The 24,332-nt window shown below is 44.4% G+C and carries 27 protein-coding genes and 4 pseudogenes; 15 read left to right on the forward strand and 16 right to left on the reverse strand.

The annotated features are described in order from the left end of the window. Positions 1 to 3: 3 nt before the first annotated feature. The 5 genes from LDL57_RS17285 to tnpA (LDL57_RS17305) form a co-directional block, all read right to left on the reverse strand. A complete protein-coding gene (locus tag LDL57_RS17285) occupies positions 4 to 237 on the reverse strand; it encodes a hypothetical protein (RefSeq protein WP_225508019.1) in 234 nt (77 codons plus the stop codon). A gap of 57 nt (positions 238 to 294) precedes the next feature. Further along, positions 295 to 957, reverse strand: coding sequence for a prepilin peptidase (locus LDL57_RS17290; RefSeq protein ID WP_225508020.1), 663 nt, complete (start codon positions 955 to 957; stop codon positions 295 to 297). Between the two features lie 268 nt (positions 958 to 1,225). Next, positions 1,226 to 1,663: a lytic transglycosylase domain-containing protein gene (locus tag LDL57_RS17295; protein ID WP_225507748.1), complete on the reverse strand. Its 438-nt coding sequence runs from the start codon at positions 1,661 to 1,663 to the stop codon at positions 1,226 to 1,228. Between the two features lie 94 nt (positions 1,664 to 1,757). After that, entirely contained in the window at positions 1,758 to 2,336 is a 579-nt protein-coding gene (locus LDL57_RS17300; RefSeq protein WP_225507731.1) for a type 4 pilus major pilin, read from the reverse strand. Between the two features lie 187 nt (positions 2,337 to 2,523). Next, complete coding sequence (gene tnpA, locus LDL57_RS17305) at positions 2,524 to 2,928, reverse strand: IS200/IS605 family transposase (protein ID WP_225505529.1); 405 nt, start codon at positions 2,926 to 2,928, stop codon at positions 2,524 to 2,526. A 58-nt stretch (positions 2,929 to 2,986) separates the two neighbouring features. Here tnpA (LDL57_RS17305) and LDL57_RS17310 point away from each other — a divergent pair. From LDL57_RS17310 to LDL57_RS17320, 3 genes and pseudogenes are all read left to right on the forward strand, one after another. Next, positions 2,987 to 4,211 (forward strand): annotated as a pseudogene (locus tag LDL57_RS17310) (RNA-guided endonuclease InsQ/TnpB family protein). Between the two features lie 34 nt (positions 4,212 to 4,245). Further along, positions 4,246 to 4,521, forward strand: a complete 276-nt coding sequence (locus LDL57_RS17315) for a phage virion morphogenesis protein (RefSeq protein WP_225508022.1) — start codon at positions 4,246 to 4,248, stop codon at positions 4,519 to 4,521. Continuing rightward, the gene (locus tag LDL57_RS17320; protein WP_225508024.1) at positions 4,518 to 4,901 is read left to right on the forward strand and encodes a hypothetical protein; all 384 of its coding nucleotides are present in this window, start codon (positions 4,518 to 4,520) and stop codon (positions 4,899 to 4,901) included. The genes LDL57_RS17315 and LDL57_RS17320 overlap by 4 nt, the downstream gene beginning before the upstream one ends. Here LDL57_RS17320 and LDL57_RS17325 read toward each other — a convergent pair. After that, positions 4,855 to 5,130: an XRE family transcriptional regulator gene (locus LDL57_RS17325; RefSeq protein ID WP_135678450.1), complete on the reverse strand. Its 276-nt coding sequence runs from the start codon at positions 5,128 to 5,130 to the stop codon at positions 4,855 to 4,857. The two genes, LDL57_RS17320 and LDL57_RS17325, sit on opposite strands and share 47 nt — an antisense overlap. A gap of 28 nt (positions 5,131 to 5,158) precedes the next feature. Continuing rightward, positions 5,159 to 5,341 carry a hypothetical protein gene (locus LDL57_RS17330; RefSeq protein ID WP_135678451.1) on the reverse strand — a complete coding sequence of 61 codons (183 nt, stop codon included), beginning with the start codon at positions 5,339 to 5,341 and terminating at the stop codon, positions 5,159 to 5,161. A 73-nt stretch (positions 5,342 to 5,414) separates the two neighbouring features. On the opposite strand from LDL57_RS17330, the gene LDL57_RS17335 reads away from it, so the two are divergent. From LDL57_RS17335 to tnpA (LDL57_RS17370), 9 genes and pseudogenes are all read left to right on the forward strand, one after another. Continuing rightward, entirely contained in the window at positions 5,415 to 5,954 is a 540-nt protein-coding gene (locus LDL57_RS17335) for a phage neck terminator protein (RefSeq protein ID WP_180558443.1), read from the forward strand. After that, positions 5,944 to 7,473, forward strand: coding sequence for a DUF3383 family protein (locus LDL57_RS17340; RefSeq protein ID WP_225508026.1), 1,530 nt, complete (start codon positions 5,944 to 5,946; stop codon positions 7,471 to 7,473). Before LDL57_RS17335 ends, LDL57_RS17340 begins: the two co-directional genes overlap by 11 nt. A gap of 9 nt (positions 7,474 to 7,482) precedes the next feature. Continuing rightward, entirely contained in the window at positions 7,483 to 7,914 is a 432-nt protein-coding gene (locus tag LDL57_RS17345) for a hypothetical protein (RefSeq protein ID WP_180558445.1), read from the forward strand. A gap of 12 nt (positions 7,915 to 7,926) precedes the next feature. After that, positions 7,927 to 8,292 carry a hypothetical protein gene (locus LDL57_RS17350; RefSeq protein ID WP_225507960.1) on the forward strand — a complete coding sequence of 122 codons (366 nt, stop codon included), beginning with the start codon at positions 7,927 to 7,929 and terminating at the stop codon, positions 8,290 to 8,292. Positions 8,293 to 8,399: 107 nt separating this feature from the next. Next, a complete protein-coding gene (locus LDL57_RS17910) occupies positions 8,400 to 8,522 on the forward strand; it encodes a hypothetical protein (protein ID WP_255498970.1) in 123 nt (40 codons plus the stop codon). Between the two features lie 3 nt (positions 8,523 to 8,525). Further along, the gene (locus LDL57_RS17355) at positions 8,526 to 10,262 is read left to right on the forward strand and encodes a phage tail tape measure protein (protein ID WP_225507962.1); all 1,737 of its coding nucleotides are present in this window, start codon (positions 8,526 to 8,528) and stop codon (positions 10,260 to 10,262) included. Between the two features lie 215 nt (positions 10,263 to 10,477). Further along, a complete protein-coding gene (locus tag LDL57_RS17360) occupies positions 10,478 to 11,101 on the forward strand; it encodes a recombinase family protein (RefSeq protein WP_006663401.1) in 624 nt (207 codons plus the stop codon). A 56-nt stretch (positions 11,102 to 11,157) separates the two neighbouring features. Beyond that, positions 11,158 to 14,135: pseudogene (locus LDL57_RS17365) on the forward strand (Tn3 family transposase). 38 nt (positions 14,136 to 14,173) lie between these two features. Beyond that, positions 14,174 to 14,533, forward strand: a pseudogene (tnpA, locus tag LDL57_RS17370) (IS200/IS605 family transposase); the annotation flags it as partial. Between the two features lie 137 nt (positions 14,534 to 14,670). Here the strand turns inward: tnpA (LDL57_RS17370) and LDL57_RS17375 are convergent. Genes LDL57_RS17375 through LDL57_RS17395 form a run of 5 tightly spaced genes read right to left on the reverse strand, consistent with a single transcriptional unit; the run spans position 14,671 to position 19,513 of the window. Continuing rightward, positions 14,671 to 15,639: a major capsid family protein gene (locus tag LDL57_RS17375; protein WP_225507966.1), complete on the reverse strand. Its 969-nt coding sequence runs from the start codon at positions 15,637 to 15,639 to the stop codon at positions 14,671 to 14,673. 3 nt (positions 15,640 to 15,642) lie between these two features. Continuing rightward, the gene (locus LDL57_RS17380; RefSeq protein ID WP_225507967.1) at positions 15,643 to 16,122 is read right to left on the reverse strand and encodes a structural cement protein Gp24; all 480 of its coding nucleotides are present in this window, start codon (positions 16,120 to 16,122) and stop codon (positions 15,643 to 15,645) included. Then, positions 16,122 to 17,309, reverse strand: a complete 1,188-nt coding sequence (locus LDL57_RS17385) for a DUF2213 domain-containing protein (protein ID WP_225507968.1) — start codon at positions 17,307 to 17,309, stop codon at positions 16,122 to 16,124. Before LDL57_RS17385 ends, LDL57_RS17380 begins: the two co-directional genes overlap by 1 nt. Further along, positions 17,296 to 18,174 (reverse strand): phage head morphogenesis protein, encoded by an 879-nt coding sequence (locus LDL57_RS17390; RefSeq protein ID WP_225507969.1) that lies wholly within the window; start codon positions 18,172 to 18,174, stop codon positions 17,296 to 17,298. Before LDL57_RS17390 ends, LDL57_RS17385 begins: the two co-directional genes overlap by 14 nt. Beyond that, positions 18,131 to 19,513, reverse strand: coding sequence for an anti-CBASS protein Acb1 family protein (locus tag LDL57_RS17395; RefSeq protein ID WP_225507970.1), 1,383 nt, complete (start codon positions 19,511 to 19,513; stop codon positions 18,131 to 18,133). Before LDL57_RS17395 ends, LDL57_RS17390 begins: the two co-directional genes overlap by 44 nt. 103 nt (positions 19,514 to 19,616) lie before the next feature. Between LDL57_RS17395 and LDL57_RS17400 the strand changes: the two genes are divergently transcribed. Further along, a complete protein-coding gene (locus LDL57_RS17400) occupies positions 19,617 to 19,883 on the forward strand; it encodes a type II toxin-antitoxin system RelB/DinJ family antitoxin (RefSeq protein WP_225507971.1) in 267 nt (88 codons plus the stop codon). Beyond that, on the forward strand, positions 19,870 to 20,151 hold the full coding sequence (locus LDL57_RS17405; protein ID WP_225507972.1) for a type II toxin-antitoxin system YafQ family toxin: 282 nt from the start codon (positions 19,870 to 19,872) through the stop codon (positions 20,149 to 20,151). Before LDL57_RS17400 ends, LDL57_RS17405 begins: the two co-directional genes overlap by 14 nt. 145 nt (positions 20,152 to 20,296) lie before the next feature. On the opposite strand, the gene LDL57_RS17410 is transcribed toward LDL57_RS17405, so the two are convergent. The 4 genes from LDL57_RS17410 to tnpA (LDL57_RS17425) form a co-directional block, all read right to left on the reverse strand. After that, entirely contained in the window at positions 20,297 to 20,902 is a 606-nt protein-coding gene (locus tag LDL57_RS17410; protein WP_180560436.1) for a recombinase family protein, read from the reverse strand. Positions 20,903 to 21,029: 127 nt separating this feature from the next. Beyond that, complete coding sequence (locus LDL57_RS17415) at positions 21,030 to 22,256, reverse strand: PBSX family phage terminase large subunit (RefSeq protein ID WP_180560435.1); 1,227 nt, start codon at positions 22,254 to 22,256, stop codon at positions 21,030 to 21,032. Further along, positions 22,234 to 22,533, reverse strand: coding sequence for a hypothetical protein (locus LDL57_RS17420; protein ID WP_225507973.1), 300 nt, complete (start codon positions 22,531 to 22,533; stop codon positions 22,234 to 22,236). The genes LDL57_RS17415 and LDL57_RS17420 overlap by 23 nt, the downstream gene beginning before the upstream one ends. A gap of 106 nt (positions 22,534 to 22,639) precedes the next feature. Next, the gene (gene tnpA / locus LDL57_RS17425) at positions 22,640 to 23,044 is read right to left on the reverse strand and encodes an IS200/IS605 family transposase (protein ID WP_225505529.1); all 405 of its coding nucleotides are present in this window, start codon (positions 23,042 to 23,044) and stop codon (positions 22,640 to 22,642) included. Positions 23,045 to 23,102: 58 nt separating this feature from the next. On the opposite strand from tnpA (LDL57_RS17425), the pseudogene LDL57_RS17430 reads away from it, so the two are divergent. Next, a pseudogene (locus LDL57_RS17430) lies at positions 23,103 to 24,327 on the forward strand (RNA-guided endonuclease InsQ/TnpB family protein). Positions 24,328 to 24,332 lie beyond the last annotated feature (5 nt).

Below are 24,332 nucleotides of genomic sequence, written 5' to 3' on the forward strand. Positions count from 1 at the left end.
GTTTTACTCTTTTTTTCTGATTATCGACTGTACTGAGTATTCTTTCTTTTGCCGCTGCTGATGCAATAAATAATCAGGCTGAAACCCGGTATTCCCTCTGCTTTCTTCATCGGATTTTTCTGGGGCTACTTCATAAGATGAGGGGGTGTTAGCAGGATTATTCTCATCCTTTTCTGTTTTGTTTTTGTCTTCATTTAAATAGGATGGATAACTAATCGGCGTGTGGGTTATTTTCATTATTATTTAATCTGTTACTGCTTTGAGAAACATAATAAAAATCTTATAACACAAGTTTTACAGGAAGAACCAGTAATTTAAAGTAACATCGCTATTTAGCGCATAAAACGCGACCACTGAACACAAAAACGGAGCAAAGGGAAGGTAGCGAAAGTCGTCATCCTGCTGCCACCGTTTTGGATACCTTAATCTTCTAACCAGTAAAACAAACCCTGCCAAAAAGACGGCGCCTATAATGACCCAAAGGACAATAGTCAAGGAAAGCCACACCCCCAATCCCGCCATCAGGTAGATATCACCCAAGCCAAACTTTGCGTGGCCATCTTGACGAAAAGTAAGGGTTCGCAGTCCCCACAGCATACCAAAAACACTTAACGCCGACAGTAGGGCGAGTAATACAGTCTCTTGGTATAACAGAAAACGAAAGCTGATGCCGATTAACCCAAACGCCAGCGTGAAACAGCGAGGTAGACAACGACTCGCCGCATCCAGATAGAAAAATAAGGCCAAAAACGCGTAAAATATTAACGAAAACAGGGTATGCGTTATAGTGGGACAACCGAGTGCAGACATAAAAGACAGTAGCGTAAAAACACCCCCTATCACCGGAAGGAAATTACCGAGGGTTGAAAGGGGTTGCTCCTGATATTTGTCGAGAAAGTGTTTTGCGGTGACAACGGCTGCGCCTTGCAGTAAAATACTTAAAAGAAGGAGTGACATCACTGAAAATACCTTAGTAAATCAAAATTGATTAAACGAATTCACGCGGAGTTGACGCCTTGAAAAGGTTGACATTAGCAACTTATTTAAGTTTGTTCCTTTCAGGAAATGTTATTGCTTGTAATGACGGATTTACCTATGAGGAAGAAAAAAATATTTGTATTAGTAATACCCTTCCAAATATAACATATAAACCAACCGACCAATGGGTCTTCGAGAAAATAGGATTGGTGATTTGCAACTGAATTAATAGAAAAATACATAATTTTCAGTGCTGAACATACCTTTGGTAAATCAATTTGGCATAGCGTAGACGTTTGTGTTGGCTTCGTGGGTGAAAGCCGGCATTGTATGAGCCAAGACAGTTCCAGTTAACCCCACATCGTTGAAGATGTTGTGCCAGTATCCACGCGCCAATTTTCACGTTAAGACAAGGTTTGCTGAGCAAATCCTGATAGTCTGTGATGATGCCCAGCTTTTTAAGCTTTGGGATATGCACCGAATTCACCTGCATTAGCCCGTAATCCACGCTCAATACACGTCCCTGCTTGTCGCGATTGTGATTGACAGCTTTCGCAGACAGACTGCTTTCCTGCTGGGCAATCACCTTGAGCAGTTTTGGGTCAATTTGATATAACGCGCCTGCTTCATTAAAACAAAATGCCTGTGCCGTCCTGCTTAAACATATTGCAAGCCAAAAGGTCATCATTTTCACGATATCTACTCCCTGAATGCAGAAAAAGTAACCCCACCCCTTCTGCATTAAAAGGCGTTAAAAAGTTTAAAAGAGGAAGATTGCGTTAATTATTCGATTTAAAAATGAGGGTATTGACGCCGTTTGAGCCATTATCGGGTTTGCACTGGGTGGCGGCTTTCTCTGCGGTCACCACGCCAACATTGTTGCTGCCAGAGATAGAGACCTCGTTTAACAGTGTGCTGCTACTGAGTTTTGTTGCCATCACGCTACACGCTTCTTGTGGCACATTCTTGTAGGTGATGGAGAATCCTTTATTGTTCTGTGAACCTTGCACCTTTTCAGGCGCAACAATCACCTCACCGCCCCAGCCGTTCGTCATTTTGGCATCCCCTTTTGATTTCTCCCCGTTTATCGTCATCCCAGAAGGGACGCCACCAAACTGAATCAATGTTCCTGTCATTTTAACCCCACTGGTAAAGGCATACTCCCCTTTGGTTTTTAACATCCCGCGCGTTTGGGTCGCTAATGACTGCACATTGGCAATTTCGTCATTCAACGTGCTTTTGTTAAACATCTTGGATACCGCGCCAACTGCAAGGACAATAATCACCGCGAGTACCGCCAGTCCACCTAAAATCTCCAACGTCACAAAGCCGCGATGAATATTTCTTTTATTGTTCATAATTACCTCAAAATAGTAAAATAGAATTGATATTGTTAATGCATCTGGTTAACCAGCGTGCTCAGGTCATTGCTGGCAAAAACCATCAGCGCCATAAACCCAAACACCATCTTAACCTCCAAAGGGTACTCCCACCGACATAAGGTGGGAGGGGAATTTGGTCGGGCTTGAAAAGCCCGAAGAATGATCAGCCACGCTGATTTTGAATGTATTGCTTAACAACTTCCAGCGGTGCTCCCCCGCACGAACCTGCAAAGTATGATCGAGACCACAACACTGGCTTGCCGTAAGCCCCACGCAAGTCTAGAAACTCATTACGCAGACGACGAGACGTTACCGCTTTCAGCGAGTTTACTAGTACTGACAACTGCACTGTGGGCGGGTACTCGATCAGCATATGAACGTGATCGGACTCTCCGTTACTTTCCTTTAAATCAGCCCCAAAGTCGCGACACACTTCACCTGCATACTGATGAAATGCTTTGTAGTGCAAGCCACTGAGTACTTTCTTTCGGTACTTAGTCACAAAGACAAGGTGAACATGTAAAAGAAACGCTGCATGTCTTGAACGGTTGATTTTATATTTTTGCATTGAAATTAACCGGATATACGGTAAGATAGTGAGATAATTTACTACACACTGAGTAATAATGCTAATTCTAAAAGCCTACAAATTCAGACTCGAACCAACCGAAAAACAGTCGCAACGTTTGCGGCAGTTGTGCGGATGCGCTCGTTTTATCTGGAATTACGGGCTAGCAGAGACGCAACGCATTATTGAATCCGGCGGTAAACTACCGTCAGCGTTTGAACTAAATCGGATGCTCACAGAATGGAAAAAAAGCCGGAACATTCCTTTTTGCAAGAAGCCTACACGGATAATCTTCAGCAGAAACTCAAAGATCTGCACGGGGCATGGAAACGCTGCTTTGATAAAAACTGGCAGCAAAAGCTCCTGTATTTAAAAGGAAAAATGACGGGCGTGATTCAGTTCGTTTTGTTAATTTTGATAAATATTGTCAGCTCGATAATGGCAGAGTGAGATTACCGTCAGGTTTGGTATGGGTAAAGTTCCGGCAGTCGCAAAAGCTGTACGGTAAGATTAAAAACGCAACCGTTAGCCAACATGCGGGACACTGGTATATATCGTTTCAGGTCGAACTGGAAATGGACATTCAGCCTCATTCGTCAGCAACAATGATTGGTTTGGATGCAGGTGTAACCAGACTCGCCACGCTGTCAGACGGCACAGTGTTTGAACCTGTAAACAGTTTTAAAACCAACCAAAAAAAGCTGGCGAAATTCCAGCGTCAGTTAAGCTGTAAAGTTAAATTCAGCAATAACTGGAAAAAACAGAAGCGAAAAATCCAACGTCTCCACTCGCATATAACCAATATCCGCAAAGACTACCTTCACAAAGTCACCAGTGAAATCAGCAAAAACCACGCGATGATCGTCATTGAGGACTTAAAGGTCAGTAACATGTCGAAATCGGCAAAAGGTACACAAGAGCAGCACGGACGGAATGTCAGGGCAAAATCAGGACTTAACCGTTCGATACTGGATCAGGGTTGGTATGAAATGCGCCGTCAGCTTGAGTACAAGCAGCTATGGCGCGGTGGTCAGGTATTAGCTGTGCCTCCGGCATATACAAGTCAACGGTGTGCATGTTGTGGTCATACAGCGAAAGAAAATCGTCAATCACAAAGTAGATTCGAGTGCCTTGAGTGCGGGTATACAGAGAACGCAGATATCAACGGAGCTCGTAACATTTTAGCGGCAGGACATGCCGTGTTAGCCTGTGAAGTGAACGGTGCAGTAATGCCGTCAGCAGCAGGAACCAGGCTTCTGAGCGATCAGATAGTCTCCGACTAACGGGAATCCCCCTCCTGAGTCACGAAGTGTGAAGGTGGGGGAGGATGTCAACATTGAAAAAGCGGTAAAAGAAAAATACCGTCTATTCATTTCCGGTGAAATCAGCGCAACGGAATTTCTGGCTTGTATCGGCGAACTGGCGGTTGGTTGGTCAATTGAGGCATTTGATACACAAGGTTTTGGGGCGTGGCCTTTGCATTCTGAAAGCACAAAAGCGCAGTTGAAAAGGAAAGGTGTCATTGAAGCAAGACTACTACAAGATACAGGCGCACTCAAAAAATCGATAACCTATCAGGTGGTGAAAAAATGAGACTGCCCAATATGGCAAGAACCATACGCCGATTTTCGCAACCGTTAACCTTCATCACGGAAGTGATTACTACGAAAGATTTTAAGCCGGATTTTGCGGTGACACGAAAATCGATTGAAGGCGTAATCAGCAGTTTGCCGGATGAAGCGATTAACAAGGATAGTCTGGACTGGTCACTGACGTATTACACGGTGCATGTGCAGCCACAATATGCGGATCTGCTCGGTGTTTACTTGGAGTACAAAGGAAAAACATTCAAATCGATTAACCGCAAAGACTATAGCGACTATGGCTATGTACGCTATGTCTTTGAGGAAGTGAAGGATAGTGAGATCACTTGTCGTCTCTTGAAAGACTCGCCCCTAAACTCTGCATCTTAGTCAATATTTTATTAAGTTCATCTTCATTCAAAGCGAGTTGAGCAGCAACAAAAAATAAAATATGTTGATTCATTGTTCTTGGTTTTTCGCCACCCGTGTATTTACGCCACTGATTAGCACCGGATAGCCCACACAATTCAGCCATTTGATTTCCCGTAAAGCTCATCTTGTTTTTGAGTTTTTTTAAATCTTCTGTGGTTGGTGGCGTGTATTTTTTGATGATTCGCATAATGAAATGCCCTGTTAAGGGCATCCTTCTAAATAAATTTAATAATAATTGCGGTAATACCCGCCACAGCAGCAACTAAGCTGGCAGAAACTGCGATTGGATACCAAATAGTTTCTTTGTTTATTTTTGACGTTTCAGCCATTAGTTTACTAATTTCTGCTCTTATTTTTTCGATTTCGACATCGTGCAAGGCTTTTACTTTTTCACTCATATTTCCTCCTGTCAGGGATGTTAGCTGCGGGTTTCCGCTACCTGTAATTACATTACAGCGCCAAAGGGGCTATATGTCAATACAAAATACCAATTTACACCACAAAAACTACCAGCCACCGATCCAACGGCTGGCAATGGTGATTCGAGACACGCTAGAGGTTGCTGAAAATACAATATTTATCGGACGTGAAAATCTGGCGAATCAAGATTTTGATGCGCCTGTTATCAGTATTGAGCAATCTGGCAACAGTGAAGTCAAAGGCTTTAGCGAAACATACCGCCGAAACGTTGAAGTGATGGAATACAGCCAGCACGAGAAAATCCTTTTTGACGTGAATGTTTGGGGCAAGCAAGCCTTGCAACGGGCGCAAATTCTCTTGCGGTTACTTAGAACGCAAAAAGGCTTTGAGCAACAGTGGAAGCACACGATTAGCTTATCTGCGCCAATGGGTGTGCGTGATTTGCACTTTGCGACAGGTAGCCAGTATCGAGAGCGCGTGATGTTTTCGATTAACGCCTCTGTCGCGGATTATATCAACGTTTCAACACCCTCAATCAATCATCTTACTTTCCAACTTTCCAACGAAAAAGGTTTACAACATGAACAATAATCTTGGCATCGATATTGAAAATGTTGTCAATGTGCAGCTACTCAAAGAGCAACGAGGCGCAAATTACGACAACATCAACCACGTCATCATGATGACATCTGAAACGGGCGCGATTTTTGACGGTAAAACGATTCATGCCACCTACAAAAATATCGCAGGCGTGAAAGCCGATTTTGGCATTACCTCGAAAACCTACCAGATGGCGACTGCCTTTTTTGGCACGTCCCCTAATCCGATAGGCTCCGGTGGCAGTCTGATTATCGGACATTGGCGCAAAACTGATTTAACGCTGCCCCCAGTGGAATTTGACACACTGACAGGCTCAGAGATTGACAGCAACGCGTTACTTAAAACGCTGCGTCAAATTGAAGATGGCAGTATAACACTCGGTGAATTGACGCTTGAAAACCTGAACTTTGGTGATGCGGTCACGTTCTATGATGTGATTAATATCCTCAATCAGGCATTGCCAGACGGCTACCCGTCTGCTGAAAATCAGCCCGACAACAACAATCTGCCTACCAACGGAAAGTCCGCCTTTGCATACCTTGACAAGCGTTTGGTGGTATCAGGAAAAGGATTAGCTAACGCCAGCGAGGGGGGAACAGGTACGTTCATTGGGAATCTGCTAGGACTGGGTGATAGCGCTACCTTGACTAAAGCGACACCGTCTAAAACTTTGCCCGCCCAATCACCCGATGAGGCAATTGCCGATGTGGTGGCAGCATCTTCGGGTTGTGGGTATTGTTTTGTTGATGAGCTGACCAATGACCAGATTTTAAAGCTGGCAAGCTACAGTCAAGCCAACAAGATATTGGGCTATCAGGTGGTTTCACATCCTGACAATCTCACGACAAAAGGCTTGGCATGGCAAGTGAGCAAGAAAGGACAAGAATATTTTCGGCTGCTTTTTTCAAGGCGCAATCAAAAAGCCTTGGCGGTTTCCTATATGGCAAGGGTGCATGTTGTCGATTTCAGTGCTGAAAATAGTGCCATGACGATTCACTTAAAGGAGCTTGCCTGTGAGCCAGAAAGCTACAGCCAAACCGAGGTAGACAGTGCGTCATCCGTGGGTATCGATATTTACACTCTGATCAAAGACCGTCCGGTGGTGATGTGCTCAAATGCCAACGAGTTCGTCGATAATGTCTATAACCTGAAAGCGTATGTCAATCAGGTACAGGTTGATACCTTTAATTTAATGAAATCTACCGCCACCAAAATACCGCAAACGGAAAAAGGGGTGGAATTATTGGTTGATTGCATCAATCAGGTGGCAGCGAGATTTGTGAGAGCCAGCGTATTTGCTGCCGGAAAATGGACATCACCGGATACCTTCGGCGATGAAGAGCAATTTAAGCGTGCCATTGAGAGCAAAGGCTATTTCACCTATGCCAATCTACTCGCAGAGCAATCACAGGTGGACCGCATAAACCGCAAATCGCCCACTATTCAACAGGCGGTGAAAAATGCCGGAGCATTTCATCGGGCGGATATTATCATTAATTTCAATTACTAGGGGTAAAACATGGCGCAAATTTCCTATGATGTGGATGCAACAACCGTCATTCTTGGCGGTCGAGTCCTGAGTGATTTTATTGCAGGTACTACGGTGCAAATTACTTTCCCCAATCCCGATACTAGCCGTTTTAACGGCTCTGGAGGTTCGGTCAGTGTGGCAAAACGAACCGATGCCAAAGTTTCCGAGCTTGAATTTCATATTTTAAGGGGCAGTGCCGATGATGTCTGGTTATCCACGCTACAAGGCAGTGGTGAAGTGACGTTGCTCAATGCTTCGGTGAGCACGTTGTACAAGCTCGACGGCAAAGCCAAAACCGAAACTTTCACGTTTACAGGCGGCAGTATCACAGACCAGCCACAATTCACTTTTGCTAATACTGATCACAACGCAGAGATGACCTACAAACTGCAATTTCGGGATTTCACCCGCTCAATTTAACAGGAAAAAATCATGACAGAACAAGGATTAGGTAGCCTGACCGGGCTATCGCAGGATGATATTGTCGATATTACCAAAAACAAAACCTTTAAGGTGCAAGGTAACGAATTTCAGATTGGTAATTTCAATCACCATTTACGGTTAAAAGCGCTGAAAATTGTCGAGGACTTGGGGCAATCAAAACGCATTGCCGCGACGCTCTCAAGTCATAGTGACGGCAATCTGAGACAGCTTTTCAACCAAATCACCCACGACGGCATGAGTATTAGCAAATTGCCGCACTTTTTTGACGAAAAACCTGAGCTTTTTATTCCCTTAACGTTAACGGTGTTACACCTCTTCGCAGCCCCTTTTTTATCGGCATTAACGGCGAGCTGACCTTTACCCCGCGTTATCCCAATAGCTGGCGACAGTACGTTAGAAAATCCTCACTGAGTGAGCACGACAAACTGCTTTTTTCACTGGTGAAGGCGGGTTACGGCTCCGTGGGTGAGCTTCTGGCGTTGCGCGATGATGACATGTTCTTCTATCTGAAAACTGCCGAGCACGCCTTTATCACGGGGGCGATTGAGTGGAAACAGCACGACGAAGCGAAGCAAAAGAGGTGACGAATGAGTGAAGAAAAGCTAAGTCTGGATATTGGTGTGAATGCCAATGCGGGCGTGATTGATACGTTGATTACTGCGCTTAACGAATTATCCCGGCAATTAGGCGGTGTGACGGGGAAATTCACCACGGTGACCGCAAAAGTTGACCAACTTGGCATCGAGAGTGCCAGCACCGCAAAAGACGTTCACAAAGCCTCAGACTCCGTCGATGAACTTGGCAAAGAGGCGAAAAAAACCGAAAGTATACTCGGCAAATTGGGCGAAAAGCTCAGCGAGTTTAAAGGCATAATCACCGGAGCATTTACCCTGACGGCAATTATGAGCGCAGGGGAGCAAATTAATAACTTTAACAAAGCGGTTCGACAAACAGGCATTGACGCAAAATGTTTTCAGGTGTTAAGAGAAGGCGCGCAAACGGTCGGTGTAAGTTTTGACGAATTGTCGGATGGGGTGAAAGAATTTCAACGGGCGATTAATAGTGACGGCGATACCGCAAGCCAAGTATTTAAGAAACTCGGTGTTGCCTTTAAGGATAGTAACGGCAAAATCAGGGATACCAGCGTCTTGTTGCGTGAAACGGGCAGCGCCCTAAACAATATACAGGACAAAGGCGCAAGAACCGCACTTGCAGAACAGGTTGGTCTTTCCTATGAGATGGTTGATGCCATCGGCAAAACCCGTCAAGAGTGGACGGAACTTGAGAAAAAAGTCGCAGAAGGTCGTGCATTAACCCAAGACGATTTGGAACAGGCGGAAATTTTCCGGCGCACGTTCGCCAGTGTCTTACTGCAACTGCAACAGATTGCAGAAAAAGTGTTTGCCACCCTTGCGCCGATTTTCAATTTTGTGCTGAAAGGTTTACAGCCTGTGATTGGTTTTATCGCGCGCGTCGTAGGGGCATTTGCCAAATTAATCACTTTTCTCAACAAAACCACTGACGGCTTTTGGTTGCTGATTCCGGCAGCGTTGGCACTGGTGAAAGTGTTTCCGCTTATCACGGCAGGGATAAAGGCGATTGGCGCAGCGATCCTTGCTAATCCTGTTTTCTTTGGCGCTACGGTGCTGATTATCGGCATTATCGCCGCCCTTGAAGACTTGTACGTCTGGTTGAATGGCGGAAAAAGCGTGATTGGCGAATTCTTGGAAGGTTGGGGAATATTTCCGGATGATGTGCGAAAAATGATTGATACGGTCATCGGTTATTTTTCTGCCATGTGGGATCAAATCATCAAAGACTTCACCGATTTATCCAATTTCCTGACAGCGTTTTTCAGTGATGATTGGGACACGGTGATTGCCATCCTAAAACAGGCGTTTGTGCAGTTTTGGACGGATTTAAAAGCGATATTTTCACCACTGGTTAACTGGTTCAGTGACAAATTCACCGCAATTGGCAACTGGTGTGAAAAAACCTTTAACGATGCCTTCGACGCGGTCACGCAGTTTTTTATTCAGATGTGGGAAGATATCAAAGCGCCGTTCGTCGCTGCGTGGAATTGGATTAAAGGGATTTTCACGAGCGGTACTGCTGAGACTACTGAGGAGATGACCGCCAGCTTACAAACTGTCGCTGAGATTCTCGAAACGATTTTTACGACACCGCTTGAAATCGTTAAAGCGCTTTTTTCCGGCAATTTTGGGGATATCGGCAACATCATCAGCGACAAATTTAAAAAAGTGGCGGACGGTGTGAAGAAGATCTTGGGGTGCGCTTGGAAAACGGAAAATATCCTACGCTAAGGCTATTTTATGTACAAATTGATATTGTCTAAATTCTTTTACCTATTTAACCACTTCTCTTTCACCTCATCATTGTAAACTCAAAACCTAACCACGCATGACATTTGAGTACACCCCATTGTCACAAGCTAATGGGTTGACATTTTTCTATTAGATCATTACTTATCTGTCATATACATTATGATCACCACTTAAACGTCATCAATGGGTGAAAAATGTACATTCATGGTTATCTCCGCGCATCAACAAAAGAACAGGACGCTCTCCGAGCTAAAAATAGGATGAAAGCTTTCGTTGAAGAAAAAGGGTTTCGCATGGCCAGTTGGTACACTGAAAATGTATCTGGGGCCTCACTCCAACGACCAGAACTTTTACGTTTGCTTGATGATGCAGCATCTGGTGACATTATTCTCATTGAACAGGTTGATCGTCTTTCACGCCTAGATGAAAAGGGTTGGGAAAAATTAAAACGTCTTATCCAGGAAAAAGACCTTATTGTTGTTAGTTTGGATCTTCCAACAAGCCATATAGCTCTGACGTCAAATGTTGGCGATGAGTTTACCTTTGTTATGCTTAAAGCTATTAACGGGATGATGTTAGACATGCTGGCTGCTATCGCTAGAAAAGATTATCTGGATCGTCGCCGCCGACAACAGGAAGGTATAGCAAAAGCTAAGGCGGTAGGTAAATTCAGGGGGCGTCAGGCTGACCATCAATTGCATGAAAAAATCATTGAACTTCGAGTAAATAATAGGCAGAGCATCCGAGATACTGCGAGGTTATGTGGTGTTTCTGAACGAACGGTTATACGCATTGTTAAACAGAAAACATTTTCTTAATAGGCTTATATTTTGAAAATCAGAGCGAGCTATGTCCGTATTCTGGGAGAGCATTGATGCCACGACGACAAATACTGAGCAGTGATGAAAAAGAACGTTTACTGGTTGTACCTGATGATGACATCCTGCTTCAGCACGAATATGTTTTTTAAATGAGCAAGATCTGATTCTCATTAAAAACATCGAAGACCCCTAACCGTTTAGGCTTTGCAATTTTACTCTGTTATCTACGAGGGCTGGGTTTTACCCCAGATAAAAATGCGCTTCCCCACGATGGTATTCTATCCAGAGTGGCAGAGAGATTGAAACTCAATCCTGATTTATGGCAAAAGTACGCTGCTAGAGAGGAAACCCGTTGGGAGCACCTTGCCGAGCTCTATCGCTATTTACAATTAGTGCCATTCAGTAAGCCTTTGCAAAAAATGTGCATTAGTCATTTATATCCTCATGCTATGCGAACCGACAAAGGTTTGATCCTTGCTGAAGAGATGCTCATCTGGCTACATAATAATAATGTTATCTTCCCTTCCATTGATGTGGTTGAGAGGACCCTTGCTGAAGCCACGACAATTGCGGATAGAGCAGTGTTTACAGCACTGACAACGCAACTGGAACCACAACATAAAACAGCCTTAGATAATCTGTTGATCTCAGGGGATGAACAACTAAGCCGTCTTGCTTGGCTGCTTCAACCTCCGGGGAAAATTAATGGTAAAATGTGTTGCAGCATATTGATAGATTAAATGCTATTGAGGGATTGGCTTTACCTGAAGGTATTTCGCTTTCCGTTCACCAAAACCGACTGCTCAAATTGGCTCGAGAAGGTAGAAAAATGAATAGCAGGGATCTGGCTAAATTCTCCGAGACACGTCGTTACGCCATGTTGGTTTGTGTTATCTCAGAAGCAAGGGCCACACTGACTGATGAAATTATCGAATTACATGAACGTATCTTGGGCAGTTTATTCAGTAGAGCAAAGCGTACACAGGCCGAACGACTTCAAAAAACAGGAAAACTCATTCAGAGTAAGTTAAAGCAATATCTTACCGTTGGGCAGGCTCTGCTAAATGCACGAGAATCAGGGGATGATCCTTGGACTGCAATAGAAGGCGTACTTCCTTGGCCAGAATTTGTCGCCAGTCTGGAAGAAACACAGTTTTTAGCCCGAAAGGATAATTTTGAGCCTCTTAATCTGATCACCGAAAAATACAGTACGTTGCGTAAATATGCCCCCCGTATGTTATCAGCATTGCAATTCAAGGCAACTCCTACAGCGCTGTCACTTAGTGAAGCGCTTGAGACCCTTAAAGAAATATACCGAAAACAACTCCGAAAGGTGCCGCCATCCGCGCCCATAAATTTTATCCCTGAAAACTGGAAAAAATTGGTCATAACCCCCTCGGGGATTGACCGAAAATACTATGAGTTTTGTGTCCTTAATGAGCTAAAAGGCGCATTAAGATCGGGTGATATCTGGGTAAAGGGGTCGCGACGCTACCAGAATTTTGACGATTATCTTATTCCTTCCGCTGATTTTGAAAAATTACTCAAAGAGACTCAGTTACCACTCGCCATTCCAACAGATTGCCAAAAATACCTTAGCTCACGTATGGCGCTGTTATCATCACGTCTGGAAGAAGTGAATGCGATGGCGATTGCGGGAGATTTGCATGATGTTGATATATCAGAAAATGGTGTAAAAGTAACGCCACTTGATGACAGCGTTCCTTCAGACGTTTCTCCTTTTGCTGACCTCGTTTATGCCATGTTACCTCGCCCAAAAATCACTGAAATATTAGATGAAGTGGACGGTTGGAGTGGATTTACCCACCACTTTACTCACCTCAAAAATAATCACGTCAGACCCAAAAACAAAAAGTTGTTACTGACGACTATCCTTGCAGATGGTATCAATTTGGGGATAACGAAAATGGCTCAGTCCTGCCCAGGAACAACAAAATCATCACTCGAAGGTATTCAAGCTTGGTACATCAGAGATGAAACTTATTCAGCTGCACTTGCTGAGCTGGTGAATACCCAAAAAAAGAGCCCGCTGGCAGCCGTGTGGGGAAATGGTACAACGTCATCATCTGACGGGCAAAATTTTCGGGTTGGAAGTCATGGTCGATATGCAGGACATGTAAATCTAAAATACGGCCCAGAGCCTGGTGTGCAGATTTATACTCATATCTCAGATCAATACAGCCCATTTTATACTCAAGTCATTAGCAGAGTAAGAGATTCTACCCATGTACTTGATGGCTTGTTGTATCACGAAAGTGAATTGGAAATTACAGAGCATTATACCGATACAGCTGGTTTCACTGAGCATGTCTTCGCACTTATGCATTTATTGGGATTTGCATTCTGCCCTCGGATCAGGGATCTTCCTGAAAAGAAACTATTTATCAAAGGGAAAGCAAAACAATACCCGGGGCTACAGTCGCTGATATCCTCGACGAGTCTGGATATCCGGGAAATTGAAAAACATTGGCATGAGGTACTTCGGCTGGCAACCTCGATTAAACAGGGAACAGTCACTGCGTCGCTAATGTTAAAAAAATTGGCGAGTTATCCCAAACAAAATGGTCTGGCAAAAGCATTACGGGAAATCGGTCGTATCGAACGAACGCTGTTTATGCTGGATTGGTTTTGCGATCCTGAGCTACGTCGTCGAGTGCAAGCAGGTTTAAATAAGGGTGAAGCTCGCAATGCCCTAGCACGAGCCATTTTTATGCACCGGTTAGGCGAAATCAGAGATCGAGGTCTGGAAAATCAAAGCTATCGTGCCTGTGGGTTAACATTGTTAACAGCGGCGATTACGTTGTGGAATACCGTATATATAGAAAGAGCTATCGAATCTTTAAAACGAAAAGGAATTCAGATTCATGAGGCATTAATTTCTCATTTATCCCCTCTAGGTTGGGAGCATATCAATCTAAGTGGTGATTATATCTGGCGGAATAATCTAAAGTTGGGCTCAGGTAAATACCGTCCGTTGCGTGCAGTTAATATAGGTCGGTACAAAAAATAAGCTTAGCGTAGGATATTTTCCGTTTTCCAAGCTGACCCCTACATGTTCACCTTGTCTTTGTGACTAAGTACCGAAAGAAAGTACTCAGTGGCTTGCACTACAAAGCATTTCATCAGTATGCAGGTGAAGTGTGTCGCGACTTTGGGGCTGATTTAAAGGAAAGTAACGGAGAGTCCGATCACGTTCATATGCTGATCGAGTACCCGCCCACAGTGCAGTTGTCAGTACTAGTAAACTCGCTGAAAGCGGTAACGTCTCGTCGTCTGCGTAATGAGTTTCTAGACTTGCGTGGGGCTTACGGCAAGCCAGTGTTGTGGTCTCGATCATACTTTGCAGGTTCGTGCGGGGGAGCACCGCTGGAAGTTGTTAAGCAATACATTCAAAATCAGCGTGGCTGATCATTCTTCGGGCTTTTCAAGCCCGACCAAATTCCCCTCCCACCTTATGTCGGTGGGAGTACCCTTTGGAGGTTAAGATGGTGATTGCGGAAAGTGATCATCTGACGGTAAGGTTGTTCCGCTTGGGAAACCGCCGTCTATGACTTTGGGGCAGTTTTATAATCGGCGTAAACGGCAGATAGCGGTTGTTTCCACATCGCACCACCAAAAGCAGAACGATAACCACACTCATAGGTCAGCAAATCCCGCTGGCGAACGGCTAACAACTCCGGCATATGCACTTTCATTTCGACATACTCTTCGTCGTAGGTGTAAATTGCCAAGCGGGTTTTGCCTTTGGTTATTTCTCTGGCATATCCTGCCGGAACTTTCACAAAGGTAATCGTAAAGCTGTCATTACCCGATGCCTTCCTCAACGCAGCCATGATCCTGTCCATCGCAGAAACAGGCAGTAAATCAGTCCCAACAATGGGGCTTTGGCTATCAAACTTCTGCATTGCCAGCATGAAATCAGCGGCATCCATTGCTATGTGCGTTGGTTGAACCCGATAATCTGAGTTTGCCCACGCCTTGTTGTAAGTATCCAGCACCAGCTTGATAAACTCATTGGCGATCATGTCTTTCAGTGATTTGCCGGATTCATCATTCATCACCTGAACTTTGCTGCCTGTCAACAATCCTTCCTGTCCTTTCAAATGTTGATGTCCGAGGTAACCTGCATATTGCAGTGTTGACAGGGCATTGGCGTACAAATCATCCTGTTTTTTACTTTGCAGATTAATATTGATTTTGTTGATTTTTTCAAGCTCCTGTTGTGTCCATACAACGGCTTTTGCCCACTGGCAAACAGGCGCTTTGTACATCTCAATGGTGCTATCAATCGTCACCAGCGAGTTGGTTTTGTTGCCAATAATGCCGTCTTTGACAGAGCCCAACACCTCGGTAATACCGTATTCTACGTATTCATCGGCAAAATCCAGTCCTTCGTTGATTGGGATTGCCTCCCCGATATTGATTTCAGGTAACTGTTTTTCCTGTAGCTGCGTGTCACGTTCGGTTAATGCTTCTTGCAACACCGTTTCAAAATAGGCTTCTTCAATTGCCATCGGTTATTCTCCTACCTTTTGAATAAAGCCAAGCGTGATTGCTACGCATTGACTGCCTGAGCTGACATTTTCCACCCAATACCCTAAATCGATATTGCCTGTTGCGGTTTTCGATACCTTGCCAACATCATCACCTGTGGCGACCACATAAACTTTATCGCCTCGTTTGAAGGTTTGGTCTTTTGCGGTGGCCACACCCACGCAATCCCCGTGGGAAAAATGCCCGACATTGACTTGCTTATTGTGGGGTGCTTTGTCGCCGTAAATATCCCGTACAACAATGCCGTGAATGACATCAGTTGCCGCCGAAATCGGCTTAATACCGCCGTCAGGGTTCACCGCCACAAATACCCCGTAGGGAAGGTCAGTCGTGGTGTTGTTTTCTTCGCCCCACACTTTGTCATTGGAGCTTGATGCGCGATAGATTGTGCCCGCGCGCAAGGTTCCTTTATCGGAATCCCAATTTGTGAATCCAGATGCCATTAGCGACCTCCTAGGCGTTGTGATGCGGATTTGGTGGGTTTTCTATCGCCAAGATTTAATCGTGGCTTATTCTGTTCACGCTGACGATTGATGAGATAGTCATACTTGCCGTTAATCGCAGAATCGCCGAGCTTCCGCGCTTCTAGCTGCGTCACCAGCCCTTTCGCGATAATCACGTTTTCTTTGATTTGCCGTGCGGTTCGGGCATGTCCAATTGCCACGTCACCAAACGTTGACTTGGCTTCGGCTTCCGTTTCCGCTAGCTCTTTTTCTGCTTTCAGTCGGGCGTTTTCTTCCTCCAGTGCTTTGAGTTTTTCGGTCAGTTCTTCAAGCTGCTTTTTAAGTGTCTCAATCAGCGATTTCTCATCTGTTGATTCTGTATTTTCAGGTACGGAGGTGATTTCACTGGCATCATCGCCTTGCTTGACCTCACTGGTAGGTGACGCTGTCACATTTAGACTTTGCGCTTTACCGATTAGTCCCGTTAATATCTCGCCGATTTCTTTTGTTGCTTCATCGGCGGATTCGGTGAGCAACTGAATGTAATCACTCATCTGAATCAATAGAGTATCGAGGGTATCGGGTGTTTCGCCCTCATCCCCTAACGTGTGCTGACCCTTAACGGCAGCGAGTTTTGCTTTCATAGACACAGCGCTATCTCCTAGTTTGACATCATGCCCAGAGCGTCCCACGTCAACAATTGCCACGTGGTCACCTCTGATATGGGTTTTCTTGAAATCTACTCCTGTGGTGCCAGTCGGTTCGATAAACGACTTGTAACCACAACTGAGCTCTTTAATTTGATAATTTTTGATGGCAGCTATCGCCTCAGCGTCATAAAGGAAAACATCGGCTGAAAGATAATCGCCATCCTGCTTCACATTCTGTACGTGACCAATAGCGGTATCCTTCCAGTTATTGCTGGTCACCTCGTTATTGGGGGCGTGAAAAAAGGTAAGCGGTTTTCCCTCAAACGAGGCGATGGTCTCCACATCAAAAAGGTCTTCGGGTAACACTTCAACCTTGTAGCGTTGGGTGGGGATCAAATTAGGTACATGACTGGAGAGTTCTTTGCCTTCAAATTCCTGTATCCCCACTTTGGCAATTTTGCTCGGGATGCGATAACCCGTTTCCAATTGCTGTGCGCCCTTAATATCAATAGGCAATCGGTTGTCATTGCCGTTCATCGTTCAATCCTTCTATGCTTTGTAAAATTACTTTGCTGACACAGCGACAATTAAAATCTTGCGAAGGGTGAAGCTCCACGCCCCCAATCCGTTTTCGTTTTTCCCACTGCTTGGTTTTATCGTTGAAATACACGCTTGGGTCATCAAATCGGCAAATGCGATTATTCATCGCTGCATGAGAGGGACGGGTTCCGCCGTTTTTTCTTTTATCCATCACCGCTGACCAGCGATACAACTTAATCCCTAGCTTTTGCATTCGAAGATTGGTTAAATCACCCATCGCTTTCCGGCTTTGGTCAATCGCAATTCGCATCCCTCGGTTTTGCTGAATATTCAACGCTGCCGTTATCTCCTTTCCTGCCTCGCGCAACGTTTTGCCACCCCCTATCATCGATTGCACAATTTTTTGCACATGGCTTAATGATTCGGTATGCAATCCCTTAATCAACTGGACGTTTTCGCCAATCATGCCGTTAAAGAAATCCTGCGTTTGTTTGCTGTCCAACACCGCTGCGGGGTTAATTGCAATCACAGACTCAAATTCACGGCTTAACCGTTTTTTGTTATCCGCATTAGTAATGTTGGCAAAATTACGCGCGACCCGTGTTGCAAATGCGCTGATGTCAATCGTTAAAAAACGGTCAACAATGCGGTTAAAGGTTTGGAAGCGTTTTTGGATAGAATTGGGGCTGGCATCGCCAAAGTTTCTTTGCTGATTTTCCCTGCTAATTTCTTGCTTAACCACGAGCTTAAAAAGTGAAATAAGATGTTTAACCGAGGAAGCATAATAAACTTCTGCGCGCTTACTCGGATTAATCGGCTTACACTCCCTCCCCGTTAATTTGCTTTTGGGTGGTAAATTCACGGTCATCCTCCTCACTAAGTAGGTTTGCCATCATCGTCACTTCCGGTACGTTTTTCACGTCAACCAGTTCACGACGGTTTAACTCATTGAGCGCGTCTTGTGGCTCAATCACGCCGTGTTCCAGCAATAGCATTAATGCCGTGGTTACGGTATTCAGATTGGTGGCAGACTCGGCTTTGTTTTCCGTTTTGATCTGGACAAATTCAAAGGCGACTTCCGTTTCGCTAATGCCATGCTTGGCACAAATGAATTTGTCAAAGAAGTTAATAATCGGGCGCAAACGGGATTCTTGGATTTCAAAAATGGTGTCGTAGTAAGATTGCAAATCTTCCTGTCCGGTGGAAAATCCGGCTGCCCCATCGCCAAACAAAATCGTTTTCGGTCTGTCCATCGCAATCGCCAATCGGTCTTGCGCTTTTGTCCAGATGTCTGAAACATTTGCCAGCGACAACTCTTTTTGCTCATACTGGCTGTCTGCATCCAGCATCAACACGTTGTGTCTTTTCTTGGCTTGCAATACCAATTGCAGCCAGTCGATAATTTCTTTGCCTCTTCCGTTGGTGATCCCCGTGTTCAAATCTTTCAGCAAGAAAATATCGGACTTCATCTCACGCAACATGCCGAGCACTTCATCATTTACGTACAGGTAACCAAGCAAATCAGCGATAAACGCCAAAATATCGCTTTTACCATCATTGGCTTTTTCATTCGCTCTAACGGTGCTATTGGTAATTTGATTAACGACTGTCAAACAACAACGGGAGTGATGAACAAGTATCTTTTCATCGCTTTTTAATTCAAACAATAACGGTTTGTTAAAGCACGGACTAAAAATGTTGGTAGCGATTTTACGGATGCGGTATTCGCCTTGCCGGACGACCAAAAAGCCTTTTAACTGTTCGTTATTCACGTTGAGCGGTTTTTCCAGATTTTCTTCATCGGTCAATGCGATTAACAAGCTGCCACCGTAGAGCGAAGCCAATTTTAACGCCAGTTCTGCGTGCTTTTTGATGTTAAGGCGCTTTTCTTCGCCCGTGAACACATCATTCAGTTGTTCGGTTCGTGTTTCATCATCGCCCGTAAAACGCACGGTGCGCCAATGCTTGATACAGTCTCCTGACGTTTTGTTGATATATTTCTGCACAATTGACACACGCTCATAGAGCCACGCCAAGCCTTTGTCGGTTTCAAAATAACCCGCCCCTGCTATACCAAGTGCAGTAAAACTGGACGGTAATGTCGTCGTGGACGACCCTATCGCATTCACCTCACGCATCAGGTTATCCAATCCGCCATCGGCGAGTTTTTGGGGTGATTTTTTTCGAAAAGATGAAAACATATGACCGCTCGTATTTTATTTAATCAAATGACTACATTATTGCTATGTAGTCTTTTTGTGACTACAATAAGCTGTTAGTAGATAATTATTTAAAGGAAATCTTATGCGCCATTCTGAAACTTATGTCCGTGCCCGTATTGATGAGAACACCAAACAGCGCGCTACCGCCGCACTTGAAGCGATGGGGCTTTCTGTTTCTGATGCCATCAGGTTATTGATGCTCCGAGTAGCGGACGAACAAAGGTTGCCATTTGATGTCAAAGTACCGAACTCAACAACCAAAAAGGCAATAGCCGAATTAGATGAAGGAAAGGGAAAACGGTTTGACTGTGTAACAGCGTTAATGGCGGATTTACATGAGGAAAATTGAACGTTCAGTAACATTTAAACGTGACTACAAACGAGAAGCCAAAGGACGGCATCGCAATAACCTTGATAAAGTCCTTATATCCGTTATTACTTCTCTGGTGATTGATGAACCACTCAAAACATCCAATCGTGATCATGATTTAATCGGCAAATGGTCAGGTCATAGAGAATGTCATATAAAACCTGATTTGTTATTAATATATCGAAAACCAGATAGTGAAACTCTTCAACTTGTCAGACTGGGATCACATTCTCAGCTATTTGGGTGAAAGTTTAAATCCGCAAATAGGGGTCAGTTTGGATATCGAAAATTATTGTACGTTAAGGCTATTTTTTGACCCTTTCGACTTTAGCTGATCTCAGCCGACGAAACTTGCCGTAAGTCGTATTCGGTTGCTTTTCCAGATAGGGGTTCTACGCCGGAACCCCATATTTTGCCGTAGCAAATTCCGCATCCCTTATTCGCATGATCGTTTGTCGGGTTGTATTAAAGATTTTTGCAAGAGAACTGATGCTTTGACCGTTTTTTAAATGCAATATCACTTCTTCTCTTTGTTTGTCGTCCAGTGATCGAGGTCTGCCGAGCTTTTTACCCTGTGCTTTTGCTCTGACTATTCCTGCCTGAGTGCGCTCAATTAGCAAATCCCGTTCAAATTCAGCAACAGCAGAAATCACCTGCATTGTCATTTTTCCGGCTGGGCTGGTGAGATCGACGCCACCTAATGCAAGACAGTGAACTTTAACACCTAATGAGGCTAGGTTTTCAACGGTTTTGCGAATATCAATTGCATTCCTGCCTAATCGATCTAATTTTGTGACAACAAGAATATCATCAGGCTCTAACCTGTCTGTTAATCTGACAAATCCATTTCTTTCATTAGCAGCCACCGAACCGCTAACATTCTCTTCGACAATTCGATGCGGTTTAATGTTAAATCCGGCTGCTTCAATTTCTCGGCGTTGATTTTCGGTGGTCTGTTCTAAGGTGGATACTCGGCAGTAGGCAAAAACCCGTGACATATTTATTTCTCCTGTACGAAATAGATGTACTTATTATACAGGGTGTACGAAATCAATTTAACCTATTTTTGTACGGTTCTTTTTTTGGGTGTACGAAACCGAACGTTTTTGTACTCCCAGCAATACACTATAGCGTATCCAAAAAAGAGACTGAGCCTTTGATATACCCGTCCAAAGAATAACGCACTGCGTCCCAACAGTGATTGTGAGCATCAACAATGACAGGCAGAACATCACCCGTATTACGGTCAATTTTGTACGAATATAGCCGCGCTTCTTCAATTGTGTGTTTGCATCGCGGGTGAATAATGATTTTTTTGAAGCCTCGTAGGTGCGCGATGCCGTCTTCTACGCTACCATTCCATTTGGATGCCGGAGCAATATTAAAACCCTGTCGTTTTAAGTAGCTGATAGTCTCTGGTCTGCTGTTGTCTGCTTTAATTGGCCAACGTGTTGCTTCCGGTATCGCTTGATAGAAATGAGGTAATGCGTCCAATTCCACACCGACCCTGTAGGCTTCGTATTCTACGTACAGACAGTCACCAAGGATAAAGCTGCGGATCAGGGTACTAGGGTCATTTGAAAAACCAAAATCGGCACCAAACAACAATCGGTCTGCTTTTTTCCAGAGATCATGATCAAACTCAACAACATCATATTTTCCATTCAATACTTGCTTATTCGAATTCTCTAAATAAGCGCCTTCCCAAATCCATGCATAGGTATTGGCATCAAGCCGGATCCGGTCATTTTTCCGTTCTTCCTCCAAAACATCAGGAAACCACGGATTATCATTGTAGTTAAGGTCAACTGAAATACAGTTACTTGGCTTTTTCTGCCTAAAGCGTACATCGGTTGCGCTCCCTTTTCGCTCTGGATTCCAAGTAACCCAAATTTCAGAGCCTTCTTCTCGCACCGTAGGGATTAATTTTTGCCATGCGTACTCTGGTACGTTTTCAGCCTCATCTATCCAGCAGAACAAAATTGATGATTTTGATTTCAGGCTATCCAAGTTGTGTCTTAAACCACAGAAGACAAAAGAAATTCGCTTGTCTTTGGTACGAATATATCTTTCACCAATATCAAAAAAGGCATTGAGCCAACTGACGCTTTGGATTGCCTGTTTCACTTCCTGCATACTGGAATCTTCAAGGGAGTTCATGAACTCACGCGCACAAAGTATCACGCCTTTTTTCCCCACCCTTGCTGCATTGAAAGCGTTAACCGCCAACATCAATGCAAAGGTACGTGTTTTTCCACTTCCTCGCCCACCGTAAGCGCAGCGATAACGGGCACTCCCGTTAAACACGGCGGTTAATTTTGGTGGAATATCAATTGCTATTTCTTTCGTCATTGCTAAAACTTCCGGCGTTAACGTGGATAACAGAAGGGAAAATATCTTCCGATTCATTGAAATTTGATGATTGCTTAATTTCGAGCAATAGCGTGTTGGGGACAGGTATACCTTCTATCTCTAAAAATTGCGCTGCTTCCAGTGCAGTCATTTCACCCGTTTTTTTGCGCTCAAGTATCGATCTTAAATATTCTTTTTGTTGTTGCTTTTCTTCGTTAAAGAAGACTTCGTTGATCCCCATCTTTTTGTACACAGCAATATCATTGTGACTAGGCAATACTTCTTCTATCGTAGTCGTTTCGCCATCTTAACCTCCAAAGGGTACTCCCACCGACATAAGGTGGGAGGGGAATTTGGTCGGGCTTGAAAAGCCCGAAGAATGATCAGCCACGCTGATTTTGAATGTATTGCTTAACAACTTCCAGCGGTGCTCCCCCGCACGAACCTGCAAAGTATGATCGAGACCACAACACTGGCTTGCCGTAAGCCCCACGCAAGTCTAGAAACTCATTACGCAGACGACGAGACGTTACCGCTTTCAGCGAGTTTACTAGTACTGACAACTGCACTGTGGGCGGGTACTCGATCAGCATATGAACGTGATCGGACTCTCCGTTACTTTCCTTTAAATCAGCCCCAAAGTCGCGACACACTTCACCTGCATACTGATGAAATGCTTTGTAGTGCAAGCCACTGAGTACTTTCTTTCGGTACTTAGTCACAAAGACAAGGTGAACATGTAAAAGAAACGCTGCATGTCTTGAACGGTTGATTTTATATTTTTGCATTGAAATTAACCGGATATACGGTAAGATAGTGAGATAATTTACTACACACTGAGTAATAATGCTAATTCTAAAAGCCTACAAATTCAGACTCGAACCAACCGAAAAACAGTCGCAACGTTTGCGGCAGTTGTGCGGATGCGCTCGTTTTATCTGGAATTACGGGCTAGCAGAGACGCAACGCATTATTGAATCCGGCGGTAAACTACCGTCAGCGTTTGAACTAAATCGGATGCTCACAGAATGGAAAAAAAAGCCGGAACATTCCTTTTGCAAGAAGCCTACACGGATAATCTTCAGCAGAAACTCAAAGATCTGCACGGGGCATGGAAACGCTGCTTTGATAAAAAACTGGCAGCAAAAGCTCCTGTATTTAAAAGGAAAAATGACGGGCGTGATTCAGTTCGTTTTGTTAATTTTGATAAATATTGTCAGCTCGATAATGGCAGAGTGAGATTACCGTCAGGTTTGGTATGGGTAAAGTTCCGGCAGTCGCAAAAGCTGTACGGTAAGATTAAAAACGCAACCGTTAGCCAACATGCGGGACACTGGTATATATCGTTTCAGGTCGAACTGGAAATGGACATTCAGCCTCATTCGTCAGCAACAATGATTGGTTTGGATGCAGGTGTAACCAGACTCGCCACGCTGTCAGACGGCACAGTGTTTGAACCTGTAAACAGTTTTAAAACCAACCAAAAAAAGCTGGCGAAATTCCAGCGTCAGTTAAGCTGTAAAGTTAAATTCAGCAATAACTGGAAAAAACAGAAGCGAAAAATCCAACGTCTCCACTCGCATATAACCAATATCCGCAAAGACTACCTTCACAAAGTCACCAGTGAAATCAGCAAAACCACGCGATGATCGTCATTGAGGACTTAAAGGTCAGTAACATGTCGAAATCGGCAAAAGGTACACAAGAGCAGCACGGACGGAATGTCAGGGCAAAATCAGGACTTAACCGTTCGATACTGGATCAGGGTTGGTATGAAATGCGCCGTCAGCTTGAGTACAAGCAGCTATGGCGCGGTGGTCAGGTATTAGCTGTGCCTCCGGCATATACAAGTCAACGGTGTGCATGTTGTGGTCATACAGCGAAAGAAAATCGTCAATCACAAAGTAGATTCGAGTGCCTTGAGTGCGGGTATACAGAGAACGCAGATATCAACGGAGCTCGTAACATTTTAGCGGCAGGACATGCCGTGTTAGCCTGTGAAGTGAACGGTGCAGTAATGCCGTCAGCAGCAGGAACCAGGCTTCTGAGCGATCAGATAGTCTCCGACTAACGGGA

It is taken from the genome of Arsenophonus apicola, assembly GCF_020268605.1.
In the GTDB taxonomy this organism is placed as follows: domain Bacteria; phylum Pseudomonadota; class Gammaproteobacteria; order Enterobacterales; family Enterobacteriaceae; genus Arsenophonus; species Arsenophonus apicola.

Coding starts and splice junctions, on each gene's coding strand:
- LDL57_RS17285 (WP_225508019.1), bottom strand. CDS start 237: ATGAAAATAACCCACACGCCGATTAGTTATCCATCCTATTTAAATGAA.
- LDL57_RS17290 (WP_225508020.1), bottom strand. CDS start 957: ATGTCACTCCTTCTTTTAAGTATTTTACTGCAAGGCGCAGCCGTTGTC.
- LDL57_RS17295 (WP_225507748.1), bottom strand. CDS start 1,663: ATGACCTTTTGGCTTGCAATATGTTTAAGCAGGACGGCACAGGCATTT.
- LDL57_RS17300 (WP_225507731.1), bottom strand. CDS start 2,336: ATGAACAATAAAAGAAATATTCATCGCGGCTTTGTGACGTTGGAGATT.
- tnpA (WP_225505529.1), bottom strand. CDS start 2,928: ATGCAAAAATATAAAATCAACCGTTCAAGACATGCAGCGTTTCTTTTA.
- LDL57_RS17320 (WP_225508024.1), top strand. CDS start 4,518: ATGAGACTGCCCAATATGGCAAGAACCATACGCCGATTTTCGCAACCG.
- LDL57_RS17325 (WP_135678450.1), bottom strand. CDS start 5,130: ATGCGAATCATCAAAAAATACACGCCACCAACCACAGAAGATTTAAAA.
- LDL57_RS17330 (WP_135678451.1), bottom strand. CDS start 5,341: ATGAGTGAAAAAGTAAAAGCCTTGCACGATGTCGAAATCGAAAAAATA.
- LDL57_RS17335 (WP_180558443.1), top strand. CDS start 5,415: ATGTCAATACAAAATACCAATTTACACCACAAAAACTACCAGCCACCG.
- LDL57_RS17340 (WP_225508026.1), top strand. CDS start 5,944: ATGAACAATAATCTTGGCATCGATATTGAAAATGTTGTCAATGTGCAG.
- LDL57_RS17345 (WP_180558445.1), top strand. CDS start 7,483: ATGGCGCAAATTTCCTATGATGTGGATGCAACAACCGTCATTCTTGGC.
- LDL57_RS17350 (WP_225507960.1), top strand. CDS start 7,927: ATGACAGAACAAGGATTAGGTAGCCTGACCGGGCTATCGCAGGATGAT.
- LDL57_RS17355 (WP_225507962.1), top strand. CDS start 8,526: ATGAGTGAAGAAAAGCTAAGTCTGGATATTGGTGTGAATGCCAATGCG.
- LDL57_RS17360 (WP_006663401.1), top strand. CDS start 10,478: ATGTACATTCATGGTTATCTCCGCGCATCAACAAAAGAACAGGACGCT.
- LDL57_RS17375 (WP_225507966.1), bottom strand. CDS start 15,639: ATGGCAATTGAAGAAGCCTATTTTGAAACGGTGTTGCAAGAAGCATTA.
- LDL57_RS17380 (WP_225507967.1), bottom strand. CDS start 16,122: ATGGCATCTGGATTCACAAATTGGGATTCCGATAAAGGAACCTTGCGC.
- LDL57_RS17385 (WP_225507968.1), bottom strand. CDS start 17,309: ATGAACGGCAATGACAACCGATTGCCTATTGATATTAAGGGCGCACAG.
- LDL57_RS17395 (WP_225507970.1), bottom strand. CDS start 19,513: ATGTTTTCATCTTTTCGAAAAAAATCACCCCAAAAACTCGCCGATGGC.
- LDL57_RS17400 (WP_225507971.1), top strand. CDS start 19,617: ATGCGCCATTCTGAAACTTATGTCCGTGCCCGTATTGATGAGAACACC.
- LDL57_RS17405 (WP_225507972.1), top strand. CDS start 19,870: ATGAGGAAAATTGAACGTTCAGTAACATTTAAACGTGACTACAAACGA.
- LDL57_RS17410 (WP_180560436.1), bottom strand. CDS start 20,902: ATGTCACGGGTTTTTGCCTACTGCCGAGTATCCACCTTAGAACAGACC.
- LDL57_RS17415 (WP_180560435.1), bottom strand. CDS start 22,256: ATGACGAAAGAAATAGCAATTGATATTCCACCAAAATTAACCGCCGTG.
- tnpA (WP_225505529.1), bottom strand. CDS start 23,044: ATGCAAAAATATAAAATCAACCGTTCAAGACATGCAGCGTTTCTTTTA.